Here is a 14,580-nt window from a genome sequence, read left to right as displayed (position 1 = left end):
CAACAACTTGACTGGGAGCTGTGAGCGTAGTCACGATTGATCGCCCGATTGGCGTCCGCCGTTGGAGGGAACACCATGGCTTTTCGCAGTCCGTATCCCGATGTCGCGATTCCGGACGTCTCGCTGCCCGAGCTGCTCTTCGGCGCGCTGAGTCCGGAACAGGCTGCGGCGCCTGCGCTGATCGATGGTCCGAGTGGCCGAGTGCTGCGCTACGGGGAACTGGCCGCGCTGGTCGACAAGGCGGCCGCCGGGCTTGTTGCCCGCGGTATCAACAAGGGTGATGTGGTCGGCATCTTCAGCCCGAACACGCCCTACTACGCGGTGATCTTCCACGGGGTGCTGCGCGCGGGCGCGGTGGCCACCACGGTGAACGCGCTCTACACCGCGGAGGAGCTGGCCCACCAGCTCACCGACGCGGGGGCGAAGCTGCTGGTCACCGTCTCCGCCTTCGCCGATCGCGCGCTGGCCGCGGCCGAGGCCGCCGGCATCGCCGAGGTGGTCTTCCTGGACGGGCTGGACGGCCACCCGTCGCTGGCCGACCTGCTGGCCGCCGAGGCGGCCCCGCCCCAGGTGGAGATCGACCCGGCCGAGGACCTGGCCGTGCTGCCCTACTCCTCCGGCACCACCGGCCGGGCCAAGGGCGTGATGCTCACCCACCGCAACCTGGTGGCCAACATCGAGCAGTTCAAGCAGGTCGTGCACATCACCGCCGAGGACCGGGTGCTCGCGGTGCTGCCGTTCTTCCACATCTACGGCATGCAGGTGACCATGAACCACGCGCTCGCGGTGGGCGCGACCGTGGTGACCATGCCCAAGTTCGACCTGGCCGAGTTCCTGCGGATCATCGCCGAGCACCGGACCAGCTACGTCTACATCGCCCCGCCGGTGGCGGTCGCGCTGGCCAAGCACCCGATGGTGGAGCAGTACGACCTGTCCGCGATGAAGATGCTGTTCTCCGGGGCCGCGCCGCTGGACGCGGAGCTGGCCGGCGCGGTGGCCAAGCGGCTGGGCGTGCAGGTGCGGCAGGGCTACGGGATGACCGAGATGAGCCCGGTCAGCCACGCCATCCCGAGCGACCGGCCGGACATCAACGTGGGCACGGTCGGGGTGATCCTGCCGAACATGGTGTGCAAGCTCGTCGACCCGGCCACCGAGGCCGAGGCCGCGCCCGGCCAGCCCGGCGAGCTGTGGTGCCAGGGGCCCAACGTGATGAAGGGCTACCTGAACAACGAGGACGCCACCAGGGCCACCCTCGACGAGGACGGCTTCCTGCACACCGGCGACGTCGCGGTGATCGACGAGCACGGGGTTGTGTCCATTGTGGACAGGGTCAAGGAGCTGATCAAGTACAAGGGCTACCAGGTGCCGCCCGCCGAGCTGGAGGCGCTGCTGCTGACCCATCCCCAGATCGCGGACGCCGCGGTGATCGGGGTGCGCGACGCCGAGGGCGAGGAGGTGCCCAAGGCGTTCGTGGTGCGCCAGCAGGGCGCGGACGAGCTGGACGAGACCGCGGTGATGGCGTTCGTGGCCGGGCGGGTGGCCCCGCACAAGAAGGTCCGCGTGGTGGAGTTCCTGGAGGCCATCCCCAAGTCCGCCAGCGGCAAGATCCTGCGCAAGGACCTGCGCGCCCGCGAGGCGGGCTGACCCCCTCCCTGACGGGCCGGGGTCAGCCCTGGCCCGTCAGGGGTGCACGTCCGCGCCGAGCAGGACCGGCTGCCAGCCGCGCACGCTGCCGCCGTCGTGCGGCCACAGCGTGCTGACCTTGCCGTCGGCCAGGTTCAGCGACTGCACGGTGAGCATCCGCGGCTGGTGCGGGGACAGCCACCGGTTGTGCCGCATCAGGTAGACCGAGTCGTCCCGCCAGGACCAGGCCGCCGAGCCCATCACCCACGGGATGAACGGGAAGGTCATCGAGTTGGGCGGCAGCACGTACCTGGTGTGCGTGCCGGTGCGCAGGTCCAGCACCACCAGGGCCTCGAAGTCCGGCGTGGTGGGCGGCGGCACCGCGTAGGCGATCTTGTCGCCCCGGATCGACAGCGCCGAGCGGTGCTCGTTGTCGTGGAAGTTCTCGCCGAAGACCCGCTCACCGCGGTCCGCGCCGAAGTGCTCCGCGGCCAGCGGCTCGACCCGGCCAGCGCTGATCCGCCAGAAGCCCTTGGGCGTGCGCACCACGGCGATCCCGCTGGCGCTCACCAGGATCCGGTCCGCGGTCGCGCCGTCCGGGGTGGTGATCGGACCGAACGTGCCGCCGTAGCGCGCCCACAACGGTCCCTGCTCGCCCCTGGCGTAGAGCCGGTCCTGGCCGTAGCCGAGACTGACGTTGACGTGCTTGTGCGTGGTCCGGTCGTAGTTGCCGCTGTACTGGAACTCCGTCCGGTCGGGGAACCGCTTGACCTCGGGCAGCCGGGCCAGCAGCACGCCCTTGCCCGCGCGGCCGACGGGATAGCGGCGCAGCACGGTCTCGGTGTCGCCGACCGTCTCGGTGCTGACCACGCCGTGGCCGTCCGGGGTGAGGTCGAACGGCGTCTCGGCCTCGGCGAAGCGCTGGGTCCAGGACCGCGGCTCGGTGGTCCCTGGCGCGCCGACGCCCAGGGTGAGCGTGCCGTCCGGGTTCGCGGCCACGGCCTGGAACAGCGCCTGGCGGCCGCCGAGCGAGGCGCCGATCATCCGGGACTCGGCGCTGACGCCGTTGAACCGGCGCGTCTTGGGATAGGCGCTCTCGGCGACCGTGCCCGCGCCGTTGTCGTAGCGGTGCAGCTCGTGGCCGCCGAGCTCGTCGGAGGCCTGGAACGAGGCGATGGACTCCGGCGCGGGCGCGGCGTTCGCCGGTGTGGCGATGAGTAACAGTGACAGCGCCAGCACCGGTGTGCAGGCGCGCGTGAACGCGGACATGACCGTGGAACCCCCTGTGGTTGAAAACTTCCCCTGGCCCTCGACGGTAGGCCCTGTAGGGCATTTCCGCGTCCGCTGAACGGCATATCAGAAACCCTGCGGCTGCCTTGTGCGGCCCTCGGCGCGCTGGCCCACTGGCAGCCATGGACGAGCTGACGCACCGGCGGCGCTGGGGCATCCTCGCCGTGCTGAGCGGCTGCCTGCTCATCCCGGTGCTGGACACCATGATCCTCCAGGTCGCGTTGCAGCGGATCCAGGCCGAGCTGGGGGCCACCCAGTCCGAGCTGCAATGGGCGGTGGACGCCTACACGCTGGTCTTCGCCGCGCTGCTGCTCACCACCGGCGCGCTGGCCGACGCGGTGGGGCGCAAGCGGATCCTGCTGCTCGGGCTGCTCGCCTTCGGCATCGCCTCCGCGCTGTGCGCCTTCGCCGCTTCGCCGGGTGAGCTGGTGCTGTTCCGGGCGGTCAAGGGGATCGGCGCGGCCGCCGTGCCCGCGACCAGCCTGGCCATCCTGACCACGGTGTTCCCGGCGGAGGAGCGGGCGCGGGCGATCGGCATCTTCTCCGGCGTCTCCGGGCTGGGGGTGGCGCTCGGGCCGGTGGTCGGCGGGCTGTTGCTGGAGCACTTCTGGTGGGGCTCGGTGTTCCTGGTGAACGTGCCGGTGGTGCTGGCCGGGCTGGTGCTGGTCGGCTGGCTGGTGCCGGAGTCTCGGTCGGCGCGGCGGCGGCCGCTGGACCCGCTCGGTGCGCTGTTGTCCATCGGCGGCATCGGCCTGCTGGTGTACGCGATCATCCACGGCGGCGAGGCCGGGGACTGGCTGGGCGCGGGGGTGCTGCTGCCGCTGGGCGGCGCGGTGGCGCTGCTGGCGCTTTTTGTGCTGGCGGAGCGGCGGACCAGCGATCCGGCCGTGGACCTCGGCCTGTTCCGCAGCCCGGTGTTCACCGCGGGCTCCTGTGCGGTGGCGATCGGGTTCTTCGTGCAGTCCGGCGGGTTCTTCGCGCTGGTGTTCTACCTCCAGCTGTTGCGCGGCAACTCACCGCTGGAGACCGGGCTGCTGTTCCTGCCGGTGGCGGTGGGCACGGTGCTCGGCTCCACCCGCGGCGCCGCGCTGAGCAGGCGGTTCGGCCCGAACGCGGTGGTCGGCGGCGGGCTGGCGGTCTCCGGGCTGTTCTTCGCGGGCAGCGCGTGCTGGGCGGCGAGCACGCCGGTGTGGTTGCTGGAGCTGCTGTTCGGGGTGTTCGGGCTGGCCTTCGGCTGTGTGCTCGGACCGGCCACCGCGGCCGCGATGAGCGTGGTGCCGCCGGAGCGGGTCGCGGCCGGGTCCGCGGTCAGCAGCGCGGTGCGGCAGATCGGCGCGGCACTGGGCATCGCGGTGGTCGGCTCGGTGCTCTCGGTCGGCTACCGGAGCTCCCTCGGCGGCGCGGCCGGGCTGCTGCCCGAACCGCTGCGGGAGCGGGCCGCCGACTCGCTCGGCGCGACCCTCGCGGTGCGCGAGCAGGCCGGTGCGCGCGCGGGCGAGCTGGGCGAGGCGGCCTTCGCCGCGTTCCTGGACGGGATGGCCGCCGCGGTGTGGACCGCGGCCGCCGCGGCGCTGCTCGGCGCGGTGCTGGCGGCCGTGTTGCTGCCCGGCCGGGTGCCCGCACGGGCCGGAACGGGCGTGCCCGGCTGAGGCGTGCTGCGGCTTCGAGTTGTCGAGGCGGGCACAACCGGGCAGATTCAGCACCGGTGCCTTGCTGGCGACCTGGTTCCGCGCCGGGTTAGAACAAGGGCACGGAGGTGGCCGATCGTGGATGCCGAGCAGCGTCGCCGGTGGCTGGTGGCCGCCGCCCGCGCGGAGGGCCGGGTGGAGGTCACCGCGGCGGCGGCCGTGCTGGACACCGCGCCGGAGACCATTCGCCGCGACCTGGCGCTGCTGGAGAAGCACGGGCTGCTGCACCGGGTGCACGGCGGCGCGCGGCCGGTGGAGCGGGCCGGGTACGAGATCGAGCTGGCCACCAGGGAACACCGCAGGCTGGCCGAGAAGCAGCGGATCGCGCGGGCCGCGCTGGGCCAGCTCGGCGACGCCGAGTCGGTCTACCTGGACGAGGGCTCCACCGGCCGCGCGCTGGCCGACGCCTTCCCGGCCGACCGGCGGTGCACCGTGGTCACCTCGGCGCTGCCCACCGCGACCGCGCTGGCCACCGGCACCGCGGCCACCGTGCTGGTGCTCGGCGGCCGGTTGCGCGGCAACACCCTGGCCACCGTGGACCACTGGGCCACCCGGATGCTCGCCGACCTGGTGCTGGACGTGGTCTTCCTGGGCGCCAACGGGATCAGCCGGGAACACGGCCTCACCACGCCCGACCCGGCGGTGGCCGCGATCAAGTCCAAGGCGCTGGCCAGGGCCGGGCGCAAGATCCTGATCGCCGACCACACCAAGTTCGGCGTGAACAGCTTCTGCCGCTTCGCCGACGTCGCCGACTTCGACGTGATCGTCACCGACACCGGTCTGCCCGCGGCGCAGGCCCGCCGGTACTCGCTGCTCGGCCCCGAGGTGGTGCGCGCATGATCGTCACGGTCACTCCGAACCCCAGCCTGGACCGGACCCTGGTGCTGGCCACGCGGCTGAGACCGGGCCAGGTGCACCGGGCCACCGCGAGCCGCACCGAGGCCAGCGGCAAGGGCGTCAACGTGACCAGGGTGTTGCGCGCCAACGGGATCGACTCCACCGCGGTGCTGCCACTGGGCGGCGCCGCCGGGGCCGAGCTGCGCGCATTGCTCGTCGCACAGCAGGTTCCGTTCGCCGCGGTGCCCATCGCCGGGCGGATCAGGGGCAACGTCACCGTGCTGGACGGCCGCTCGGGCACCACCAAGCTCAACGAGCCCGGTCCCGAGCTGAGCGCCGCGGAGATCGACGAACTCGTTGCCACCACGGCGAAAGCGGTGCGCACGAGCCAGGCGCGCTGGCTGGCCATCTGCGGATCGCTGCCGCCGGGCGCGCCGCCAGGGCTGGTCACCCGGCTGGTCGCGGCCGGGCACGCGGGCGGGGCCGCGGTCGCGGTGGACAGCTCGGGCGCCGGACTGGCCGAGGCGGTGCGCGCGGGCGCGGACCTGGTCGCGCCCAACGGCGAGGAGCTGGCCGAACTGGCCGGGCAGCCGGTCACCGGCCCGGACAGCGCGGCCGAGGCCGCCGCGAACCTGTTCTCCGGCACCGCACTGGTCAGCCTCGGCGAGCTGGGCGCGGTGCTGGTCCGGCCCAACGGCACCGCCATGCACGCGGTCCCGCCGCCGGTCACCGTGGTCAACACCGCCGGGGCCGGGGACGCGCTGCTGGCCGGCTGGCTGGCCGCCGAAGGACCGGCCGCGGCTCGGCTGGCCCGCGCGGTCGCCTGGGGCACCGGCGCCTGCCTGGCCGAGGGCACCGCGGAGCTGCCCGGCCACCCGGTGGCGCCGGAGCTGGTCACCACCACCGAACTCGAGGAGCGCGCATGAAGGTCCTGGTCGCGGGCGACCGCTTCATCCCCGGCGGCACCTTCGCCGAGGAGATCGAGGCCCGGCTGCCCGGCACCCCGGTCACCGTGGCTGACTGGGCCGGGGAGAAGGCCACCCAGCACGAGGCGCAGCAGCGGATGGAGGTGCACGGCGCGGCCGCGGTGCCCGCCCCGCCGGAGCTGCTCGCCGCGGTGCCGGGGGCCGAGGTGCTGTGCGTGCACTTCGCCCCGGTCGGCCCCGACCTGCTGGCCGCCGCGGACGGCCTGCGGCTGGTCGCGGTGGCCCGCACCGGCCTGGAGAACGTGGACCTGGACGCCGCGAGCGCGCGCGGCATCGGCGTGGTGCCGGTGTTCGGGCGCAACGCCTCCGCGGTGGCCGAGCTGCAGATCGGGCTGATCCTGGCCGAGTCCCGCAACATCGCCCGCGCGGACGCCTCGGTGAAGAACGGCGGCTGGCGCAAGGAGTTCCCCGGCCGCCGGGTCGAGCTGGGCGGCAGCACCGTTGGCATGATCGGCTTCGGCCAGGTGGGCCGCCACTTCGCCCGCAAGCTCAGCGGTTTCGGCTGCACGCTGCTCGCCTACGACCCCTACGCCCCGGACGAGGCGCTGGCCGAGTCCGGCGTCCGCCGAGCGTCCACAGTGGACGATCTGCTGCCCGGCGCGGACTTCGTGGTGGTGCAGGCCAGGCACAGCGCGGAGACCGACCGGTTCATCGGCGCCCGCGAGCTGGCCCTGCTCAAGCCGGGCGCGTACTTCGTCAACGTGGCCCGCAGCCGGGTGGTGGACACCGCGGCGCTCTACACCGCGCTGGCTGAGGGCCGGATCGCGGGCGCGGGCCTGGACGTCTTCGACGAGGAGCCGCTGGCCGAGGACTCGCCGTGGCGGCGGCTGGACAACGTCACCCTGACCACCCACTTCGGCGGCGACACCGAGCAGACCAACCGCACCTCGGCGGCTCTGGTGGCCGAGGCGGTGGCCGAGTTCACCGAGACCGGCCGGGTGCGCACCGCGGCCAACGCGGCCCTGCTGGGCTGGTCGTGACCGATCTGCTGCTCGGCATCGACGCCGGGCAGACCGTCACCAAGGCGGTGCTGGTGCACGCGGAGACCGGCCGGGAGGTCGCGGTCGGGCAGGCCAGGGTGCCGGTGTCCACCCCGCACCCGCGCTGGGTGGAACGCGACCAGGACCAGGTGTGGGACGGCTGCGTGCGGGCCGTCCGGGCCGCGCTGGCCGGGATCGACGCCGGCCGGATCGCCGCGATCGGCCTGTGCGGCCACAACGACGGCTGCTACCCGGTGGACGAGCACCTGCGCCCGGTCCGGCCCGCCGTGCTGGCCATGGACTCCCGCGCGCACGAGCAGGTCCGGCACTACCGGGACACCGGGGCCGCCGAGGCCGCGCTGCCGCTGACCGGCCAGTCCCCGTTCGCGGCCAGCCCGGCCGCGGTGCAGGCCTGGCTGCTGGCCGAGGAACCGGCGGCGATGGCCAGGACCAGGTGGCTGCTGTTCTGCAAGGACTGGCTGCGGCTGGGCCTGACCGGCGAGGTGGCCACCGACCCGACCGAGGCATCCGCCTCCTTCACCGACGTGCACAGCCAGCGCTACAGCCCGGCCGCCTTCGAGCTCTACGGCCTGACCGAGCTGGCGGACAAGCAGCCGCCGATCCTGGGCAGCGCGGAGGTCGCCGGCCGGGTCACCGCCGCGGCGGCCGGGCTGACCGGCCTGCGCGCGGGCACCCCGGTGGCCACCGGCGCGCACGACGTGGACGCGGCCGCGCTCGGCATGGGCGCGGTGACCCCCGGCGCGGTGTCGGTGGTGATGGGCACCTTCAGCATCAACCAGGTGGTCACCGACACGGTCCGGCTGGACCACCGCTGGCAGGCCCGCGCATTTTTGCGATCCGGCCAGTGGCTGGCCATGTCCACCAGCCCGGCCTCCTCCTCGAACCTGGAGTGGTTCGTCCGCACGCTCTGCCCGGAAGCCGCCACCGGCGAGGACCCGTTCGCCTTCGTCACCGCCGAGGTCGCCACCAGCATTCGCGCCGACCTGCCGCTCTACCTGCCGTTCCTGTTCGGCGCGCCGGTCGACCCCGGCCCGGCCGCCTCCGCCGGGTTCCTCGGTGTGCGCGGCTGGCACACCCGGGGTGACCTGCTGCGCGCGCTCTGGGAGGGGGTGGCGCTCAACCACCGCACGCACCTGTCCGCGCTGCGCGAGGCATTCCCGTTCACCGGTGCGGGCCGGCTCTCCGGCGGCGGCGCGCGCAGCCCGGCCTGGAGCCAGCTGCTGGCCGACACGGTGGACCTGCCGCTGGAGGTCACCGCGGGCGCGGAGCCGGGCGCGCGCGGCGCGGCCCTGCTGGCCGGGATCGGCGCCGGGCGCTTCGCCGGGCTGGCCGAGGCGGCGGCCACCGCCGAGGTGGTCCGCGCGCACGAACCGGACCCGGCCGGGGTGCGCCGGATGACCGAGCGGGCCGAGGAGTACCGGGCCGCGATCACTGCCCTCGGCCGCTGGTGGGGCACCGGCTGACCAGCCGCGAAAAAATCTTGGGCGGGGGTGTCGAGAACCCGGGAACGGCTTCGTCCCAGGGATGACTGCGGCCAGAATGGGCCGCAACCGGACTCCAGGAGAACCACGATGGCCAAGTACCTGCTGCTCAAGCACTACCGCGGCGCCCCCGACGCGGTGAACAACGTGCCGATGGCGGAGTGGACGCCCGAGGAGGTCTCGGCGCACATCCAGTACATGCGGGACTTCGCCGCCCGGCTGGAGCAGACCGGCGAGTACGTCGACGGCCAGGCCCTCGCGCCGGAGGGCATGTTCGTCCGCTACGACGGCGAGGGCAGGCCGCCGATCACCGACGGTCCCTTCGCCGAGACCAAGGACCTGATCGCCGGGTGGATGGTGATCGACGTGGAGAGCCAGGAGCGGGCGATCGAGCTGGCAGGCGAGCTCTCCGCCGCCCCCGGCGCCGGCGGCAAGCCGATCCACGAGTGGCTGGAGCTGCGGCCCTTCTACGGCGTCCCGGCCACCATCACCGAATGACCACTGGCCTGGACGAGGCCCTGCTCCGGAGCCTCACCCCGAACGTGCTCGGAGTCCTCGTCCGCCGCGGAGCTGACTTCGCGGCGGCCGAGGACGCCGTGCAGGAGGCGCTGATCGAGGCGATCCGCGTCTGGCCCGTCGACCCGCCGAGGGATGCGAAGGGCTGGCTGGTCACCGCCGCCTGGCGCAAGTTCCTGGACGCGGCCCGCGCGGACACCGCCCGGCGCAGGCGCGAGGACCGCGAGGAGGAGGAACCCGCGCCGGGGCCAGCGCCGGGCGTGGACGACACGCTCCAGCTGTACTTCCTGTGCGCCCACCCGTCGCTGACCCCGTCCTCGGCGGTCGCGCTCACCCTGCGCGCGGTCGGCGGGCTGACCACCAAGCAGATCGCCCAGGCCTACCTGGTGCCCGAGGCGACCATGGCGCAGCGGATCAGCCGGGCCAAGCGCACCGTGGCCGGTGTCCGGTTCGACCAGCCCGGTGACGTGGCCACCGTGCTGCGGGTGCTCTACCTGGTGTTCAACGAGGGCTACTCCGGCGACGTGGACCTGGCCGCCGAGGCCATCCGGCTGACCAGGCAGCTGGCCACCACGATCGACCATCCCGAGGTGGCCGGGCTGCTCGCGCTGATGCTGCTGCACCACGCCCGCCGCGCCGCCCGGACCACGCCGGAAGGCCGCCTGGTGCCGCTGGCCGAGCAGGACCGCGGCCGGTGGGACACCGCCCTGATCGCCGAGGGCGTCGAGATCCTGCAGGCGGCGCTGGCCCGCGACCGGCTGGGCGAGTTCCAGGCCCAGGCGGCCATCGCGGCGCTGCACGCGGACGCGCCCGCCGCCGAGGAGACCGACTGGGTGCAGATCGTGGAGTGGTACGACGAGCTGCTCGGCCTGACCGACAGCCCGGTGGTCCGGCTCAACCGCGCGGTCGCCCTCGGTGAGGCGGACGGGCCGCGGGCCGGACTGAAGGCGCTGGCCGAGCTGGACGAGTCCCTGCCCCGGCACACCGCGGTGGCGGCCTACCTGCACGAGCGCGACGGCGACCTGGCCACGGCGGCCCGGCTGTACGCCGAGGCGGCGCGGCAGGCGACCACCCTGGCCGAGGTCGAGCACCTGACCCGCCAGGCCGCCCGGCTCAACGCCCGTTGACCCGTTTAACTCGAATTCCAATGGCAATATTCGGGAGGGAATGGCAACAACAACTCTCGCCATTCCGCTAAGGGGTGGATCTTCCGGAAAAAGGGCCGGAATTCGAGTCGGCTCCGGTTATGTTGCGCGCGTGGTGGAGGAGGAAAGCACGGCGCAGCGGCGCGAACTGGGGGAAGGCCTGCGGGTCCAGCGTGAGCGGGCCGGACTGAGCAGGGCGGAGCTGATCGAGCACTTCGACTGGTCGGCGAGCAAGTTCTCCCGGCTGGAGGCGGGCAAACGCGGTATCTCGGAAACCGATGTCACCCGTTTCCTCGGTTACTGCCGGGCGGACAACAAAGAGGTGGACCGGCTGCTCGCCATTCACCGGGAACCGGACACCGGCTACTGGGCCCGGCCGCATTCCGGCCGGTTCGCCGACACCCTGCGCACCCTGCTGCTGCACGAGTCCACCGCCTGCACGCTGGCCAGCTACGACCTGGCCGTGGTGCCGCCGCTGCTGCAGACCGAGGGCTACGCCAGGGCGCTGCTCGGCCAGGACGCCGGCCTGCGCGCCCGGCTGGACCGGCAGGCCGTGCTGCCCAGCGTGGGCCTGGCCACCTTCTACATCCATGAGGCCGCGCTGCGCGCCAGGGTCGGCCCGCCGGTGGTGATGCGGCGGCAGCTGGAGTTCCTGGCCCGCCGGGTGGACTGGGCGCGCTGCCGGATCCGGGTGGTGCCGATGTCCGTCTCCGCGGCCAGGACCAGCGTGAACTCCTTCACCCGGCTGTCCTTCCGGGACCACGGGCCGCTGGTGCACGTGGAGCTGGAGACGGCCAGCCTGTTCCTGGAGCACCCGACCTCGCTTGATCGTTACGAGACCGTCCTCGACACCCTCCGGCGGCTCGCCAAGGGGCCCGCGGAGTCCCGTGACCTGCTGCTCCAGCTGGCCAGGGAGCCGGAACCGGCAACCGGTGGCGACGTCACCACTAACGGTGATCTGGCAGGCTGTGGCCCATGACAGGCACGTTGGTGTTGCTCCGTCACGGCCAGAGCGTCTGGAACGCCGAGAACCTGTTCACCGGCTGGGTGGACGTCCCGCTGTCGGAGCAGGGTGAGGCCGAGGCACGCCGGGGCGGTGAGCTGCTCAGGGACGCCGGGCTGCTGCCGGACATCCTGCACACGTCGCTGCTGCGCCGCGCGATCTCCACCGCGAACCTCGCGCTGGACGCCTGCGACCGGCACTGGATTCCGGTGAAGCGGGACTGGCGGCTCAACGAGCGCCACTACGGCGCGCTCCAGGGCAAGGACAAGAAGCAGACCCTGGAGACCTACGGCGAGGAGCAGTTCATGCTCTGGCGCCGCTCCTACGACACCCCGCCGCCCGAGATCGAGCTGGGCAGCACCTACAGCCAGGACGGCGACCCGCGCTACGCCGGGCTCGGCGCCGCGCTGCCGCGCACCGAGTGCCTCAAGGACGTGGTGGCCCGGATGCTCCCGTACTGGGAGAACGAGGTCGTGCCGGACCTGCGGGCGGGCCAGACGGTGCTGCTGGCCGCGCACGGCAACTCGCTGCGCGCGCTGGTCAAGCACCTGGACGGGATCAGCGACGAGGCCATCGCCGGGCTGAACATCCCCACCGGCATCCCGCTGCGCTACGACCTGGACGAGCAGCTGCGTCCGCTCAAGGCTGGCGGGGAGTACCTCGACCCGAACGCGGCCGCCGACGCGATCAAGGCCGTGGCCAACCAGGGTCGCTGAAAAACCACTCCGACTACTCGTTGAACGCGCTCGGACAGTGTCCGGGCGCGTTTGGCTTTTCCACCGAAGGAGTGGCGTCAAATGAACATCGGGTGACACAGCGCCTAACGTGCGGTGTACCTCACACCATTCTGGTGTCACCACGGTCACGTATAGCCTTCAGGGAGTAGGCCGGGAGCCCGTTCGGCTGCTTACCATGCGCCCGTGACCGCATCGGGCCTGCTCGCCCTGTCGATCTGCGCGGCCCTAGTCGCCGCGGTCCTCGGCTTTTTCCTCGGCCGGTCGATCACCGCCCGAGCCCACCGCAAACCGCCCGGCCTGACCGTGGCCGACCTGATGCAGCGGGTGGTGCACTCCTCGCACAACGCGGTGGCCGTGCTCAACCGCTTCGGCGACGTGGTGCTGCACAACCCGCGCGCCGAGGAGCTGGGCGTGGTGGCCGACGCCAGGGCCGACCCCAGGGCGCGCAAGGCCGCCGAGGTGGTGCTGGAGACCGGCGAGGTGCTGGAGGTCGACCTCTCCCCGCTGGAGCGGGCCACCCTGTCCAGCCGCCAGCCGGCCGCGGTGCTCGGCGAGGCCCGGCTGCTCGGTGACGGCTTCGTGGTGGTGGACGCCTCCGACGAGTCCGACGCGGTCCGGCTGGAGGCGATCCGCCGGGACTTCGTGGCCAACGTCAGCCACGAGCTCAAGACCCCGGTCGGCGCGCTCGCGCTGCTGGCCGAGGCGGTGCTGGACGCCGTCGACGACGAGGACGAGGTCCGCCGGTTCGCCAGCAAGATCCTGCACGAGGCCAACCGGCTGGGCACCCTGGTCACCGAGCTGATCGCGCTGTCCCGGCTGCAGGGCGCGGAACGGCTGCCCGAGCTGACCCCGGTCGAGCTGGACGCGGTGGTCACCGAGGCGCTGGGCCGGTGCAAGCTGGCCGCGGAGTCCCTCGGCATCGAGATCGCCGCGGACGAGGCCAGCGGCCTGATCGTGGACGGCGACCGGACCCTGCTGGTCACCGCGCTGGCCAACCTGATCGACAACGCGGTCGCCTACTCCCCGCCGGACAGCCCGGTGTCGGTGAGCAGGCGGCTGGTGGACAACTTCGTCGAGATCTCGGTCACCGACCGGGGCATCGGCATCCCCGCCGAGCTGCAGGGCCGGGTGTTCGAGCGGTTCTTCCGCATCGACCCCGCGCGCTCCCGCGCCACCGGCGGCACCGGACTCGGGCTGGCCATCGTCAAACACGTGGCCGCCAACCACGCCGGTGAGGTGCGGCTGTGGAGCCGCCCCGGCACCGGTTCCACGTTCACCATGCGCATCCCGGCACACCGGGCCGACCATGGTGGCGGGACCCCCAATTCGTCCACAGTGGACGTACGGGACGCGGACGACCCGCGCCCCGTCAACGCTGGCAGCGTCGAGCATGGAGGAGTGCAGTGACCAGGGTGCTCATCGTCGAGGACGAGGAGTCCTTCGCCGACCCGCTGGCGTTCCTGCTGCGCAAGGAGGGTTTCGCCACCGCGGTGGCGGCCACCGGGCAGGAGGCGCTCGAGGAGTTCGACCGCAACGGCGCGGACATCGTGCTGCTGGACCTCATGCTGCCCGGTATGAGCGGCACCGACGTCTGCAAGGCGCTCCGGCAGCGCTCCGCGGTGCCGGTGATCATGGTGACCGCGCGGGACAGCGAGATCGACAAGGTGGTCGGGCTGGAGCTCGGCGCGGACGACTACGTGACCAAGCCCTACTCCGCGCGCGAGTTGATCGCCCGGATCAGGGCGGTGCTGCGCCGCGGCGGCGAGTCCGAGGAGCTGCTGCCCCAGGTGCTGGAGGCGGGCCCGGTGCGGATGGACGTGGAGCGGCACGTGGTGACCGTCAGCGGCGGCGAGGTCAGCCTGCCGCTGAAGGAGTTCGACCTGCTGGAGTACCTGCTCCGCAACGTCGGCCGGGTGCTCACCCGCGGCCAGCTGATCGACCGGGTGTGGGGCGCGGACTACGTCGGCGACACCAAGACGCTGGACGTGCACGTCAAGCGGCTGCGCTCCAAGATCGAACCCGACCCAGGCGCTCCCCGGCACCTGGTCACGGTTCGCGGCCTGGGCTATAAGTTCGAGAGCTGAGCCGATTGGCCTAGGCCGGTCCACGCGGGCCTCGGCCGCGGATCGTCGGGCCCAGTTCGTCCCTGGCCGCGTTGCCGTGGTGGCCACGTACAACACCGGTACGCGGCCACCACGGCGCCTTGCCAGGAACGAACTGGACTCCGACGCTCCACGACCGAGGCCCGCGTGGACCGGCCGCCCTGGGAAAAA

General features: G+C 72.9%; 13 protein-coding genes. 12 read left to right on the top strand and 1 reads right to left on the bottom strand.

Annotated elements, in window-relative coordinates:
• Positions 1-75: 75 nt before the first annotated feature.
• Positions 76-1,644 (top strand): AMP-binding protein, encoded by a 1,569-nt coding sequence (locus N8J89_RS39355; RefSeq protein ID WP_283661937.1) that lies wholly within the window; start codon positions 76-78, stop codon positions 1,642-1,644.
• A 36-nt stretch (positions 1,645-1,680) separates the two neighbouring features.
• On the opposite strand, the gene N8J89_RS39350 is transcribed toward N8J89_RS39355, so the two are convergent.
• The gene (locus N8J89_RS39350; protein ID WP_283661936.1) at positions 1,681-2,892 is read right to left on the bottom strand and encodes a hypothetical protein; all 1,212 of its coding nucleotides are present in this window, start codon (positions 2,890-2,892) and stop codon (positions 1,681-1,683) included.
• A 143-nt stretch (positions 2,893-3,035) separates the two neighbouring features.
• Between N8J89_RS39350 and N8J89_RS39345 the strand changes: the two genes are divergently transcribed.
• The 11 genes from N8J89_RS39345 to N8J89_RS39295 all read left to right on the top strand — a co-directional run bounded on the left by N8J89_RS39345 (position 3,036) and on the right by N8J89_RS39295 (position 14,391).
• On the top strand, positions 3,036-4,562 hold the full coding sequence (locus N8J89_RS39345) for a DHA2 family efflux MFS transporter permease subunit (protein ID WP_283661935.1): 1,527 nt from the start codon (positions 3,036-3,038) through the stop codon (positions 4,560-4,562).
• A 117-nt stretch (positions 4,563-4,679) separates the two neighbouring features.
• A complete protein-coding gene (locus N8J89_RS39340; protein WP_283661934.1) occupies positions 4,680-5,441 on the top strand; it encodes a DeoR/GlpR family DNA-binding transcription regulator in 762 nt (253 codons plus the stop codon).
• Positions 5,438-6,364 (top strand): 1-phosphofructokinase family hexose kinase, encoded by a 927-nt coding sequence (locus N8J89_RS39335; protein WP_283661933.1) that lies wholly within the window; start codon positions 5,438-5,440, stop codon positions 6,362-6,364. Before N8J89_RS39340 ends, N8J89_RS39335 begins: the two co-directional genes overlap by 4 nt.
• Positions 6,361-7,404: an NAD(P)-dependent oxidoreductase gene (locus N8J89_RS39330; protein ID WP_283661932.1), complete on the top strand. Its 1,044-nt coding sequence runs from the start codon at positions 6,361-6,363 to the stop codon at positions 7,402-7,404. The genes N8J89_RS39335 and N8J89_RS39330 overlap by 4 nt, the downstream gene beginning before the upstream one ends.
• Positions 7,401-8,888, top strand: coding sequence for an FGGY-family carbohydrate kinase (locus N8J89_RS39325; RefSeq protein ID WP_283661931.1), 1,488 nt, complete (start codon positions 7,401-7,403; stop codon positions 8,886-8,888). Before N8J89_RS39330 ends, N8J89_RS39325 begins: the two co-directional genes overlap by 4 nt.
• Positions 8,889-8,996: 108 nt before the next feature.
• Positions 8,997-9,404, top strand: coding sequence for a YciI family protein (locus N8J89_RS39320; protein ID WP_283661930.1), 408 nt, complete (start codon positions 8,997-8,999; stop codon positions 9,402-9,404).
• A complete protein-coding gene (locus N8J89_RS39315; RefSeq protein ID WP_283661929.1) occupies positions 9,401-10,549 on the top strand; it encodes an RNA polymerase sigma factor in 1,149 nt (382 codons plus the stop codon). The genes N8J89_RS39320 and N8J89_RS39315 overlap by 4 nt, the downstream gene beginning before the upstream one ends.
• A 130-nt stretch (positions 10,550-10,679) precedes the next feature.
• Entirely contained in the window at positions 10,680-11,546 is an 867-nt protein-coding gene (locus tag N8J89_RS39310) for a helix-turn-helix domain-containing protein (RefSeq protein WP_283661928.1), read from the top strand.
• A complete protein-coding gene (locus N8J89_RS39305) occupies positions 11,543-12,286 on the top strand; it encodes a phosphoglyceromutase (protein WP_283661927.1) in 744 nt (247 codons plus the stop codon). Before N8J89_RS39310 ends, N8J89_RS39305 begins: the two co-directional genes overlap by 4 nt.
• A 204-nt stretch (positions 12,287-12,490) precedes the next feature.
• The gene (locus tag N8J89_RS39300) at positions 12,491-13,714 is read left to right on the top strand and encodes a sensor histidine kinase (RefSeq protein ID WP_283661926.1); all 1,224 of its coding nucleotides are present in this window, start codon (positions 12,491-12,493) and stop codon (positions 13,712-13,714) included.
• Positions 13,711-14,391 carry a response regulator gene (locus N8J89_RS39295; protein WP_086784276.1) on the top strand — a complete coding sequence of 227 codons (681 nt, stop codon included), beginning with the start codon at positions 13,711-13,713 and terminating at the stop codon, positions 14,389-14,391. The genes N8J89_RS39300 and N8J89_RS39295 overlap by 4 nt, the downstream gene beginning before the upstream one ends.
• Positions 14,392-14,580 lie beyond the last annotated feature (189 nt).

The organism is Crossiella sp. CA-258035, from assembly GCF_030064675.1.
Lineage (GTDB): Bacteria > Actinomycetota > Actinomycetes > Mycobacteriales > Pseudonocardiaceae > Crossiella.
Note: the sequence above shows the minus strand (reverse complement) of the source record. Positions and strands in the feature narration are given on the sequence as shown.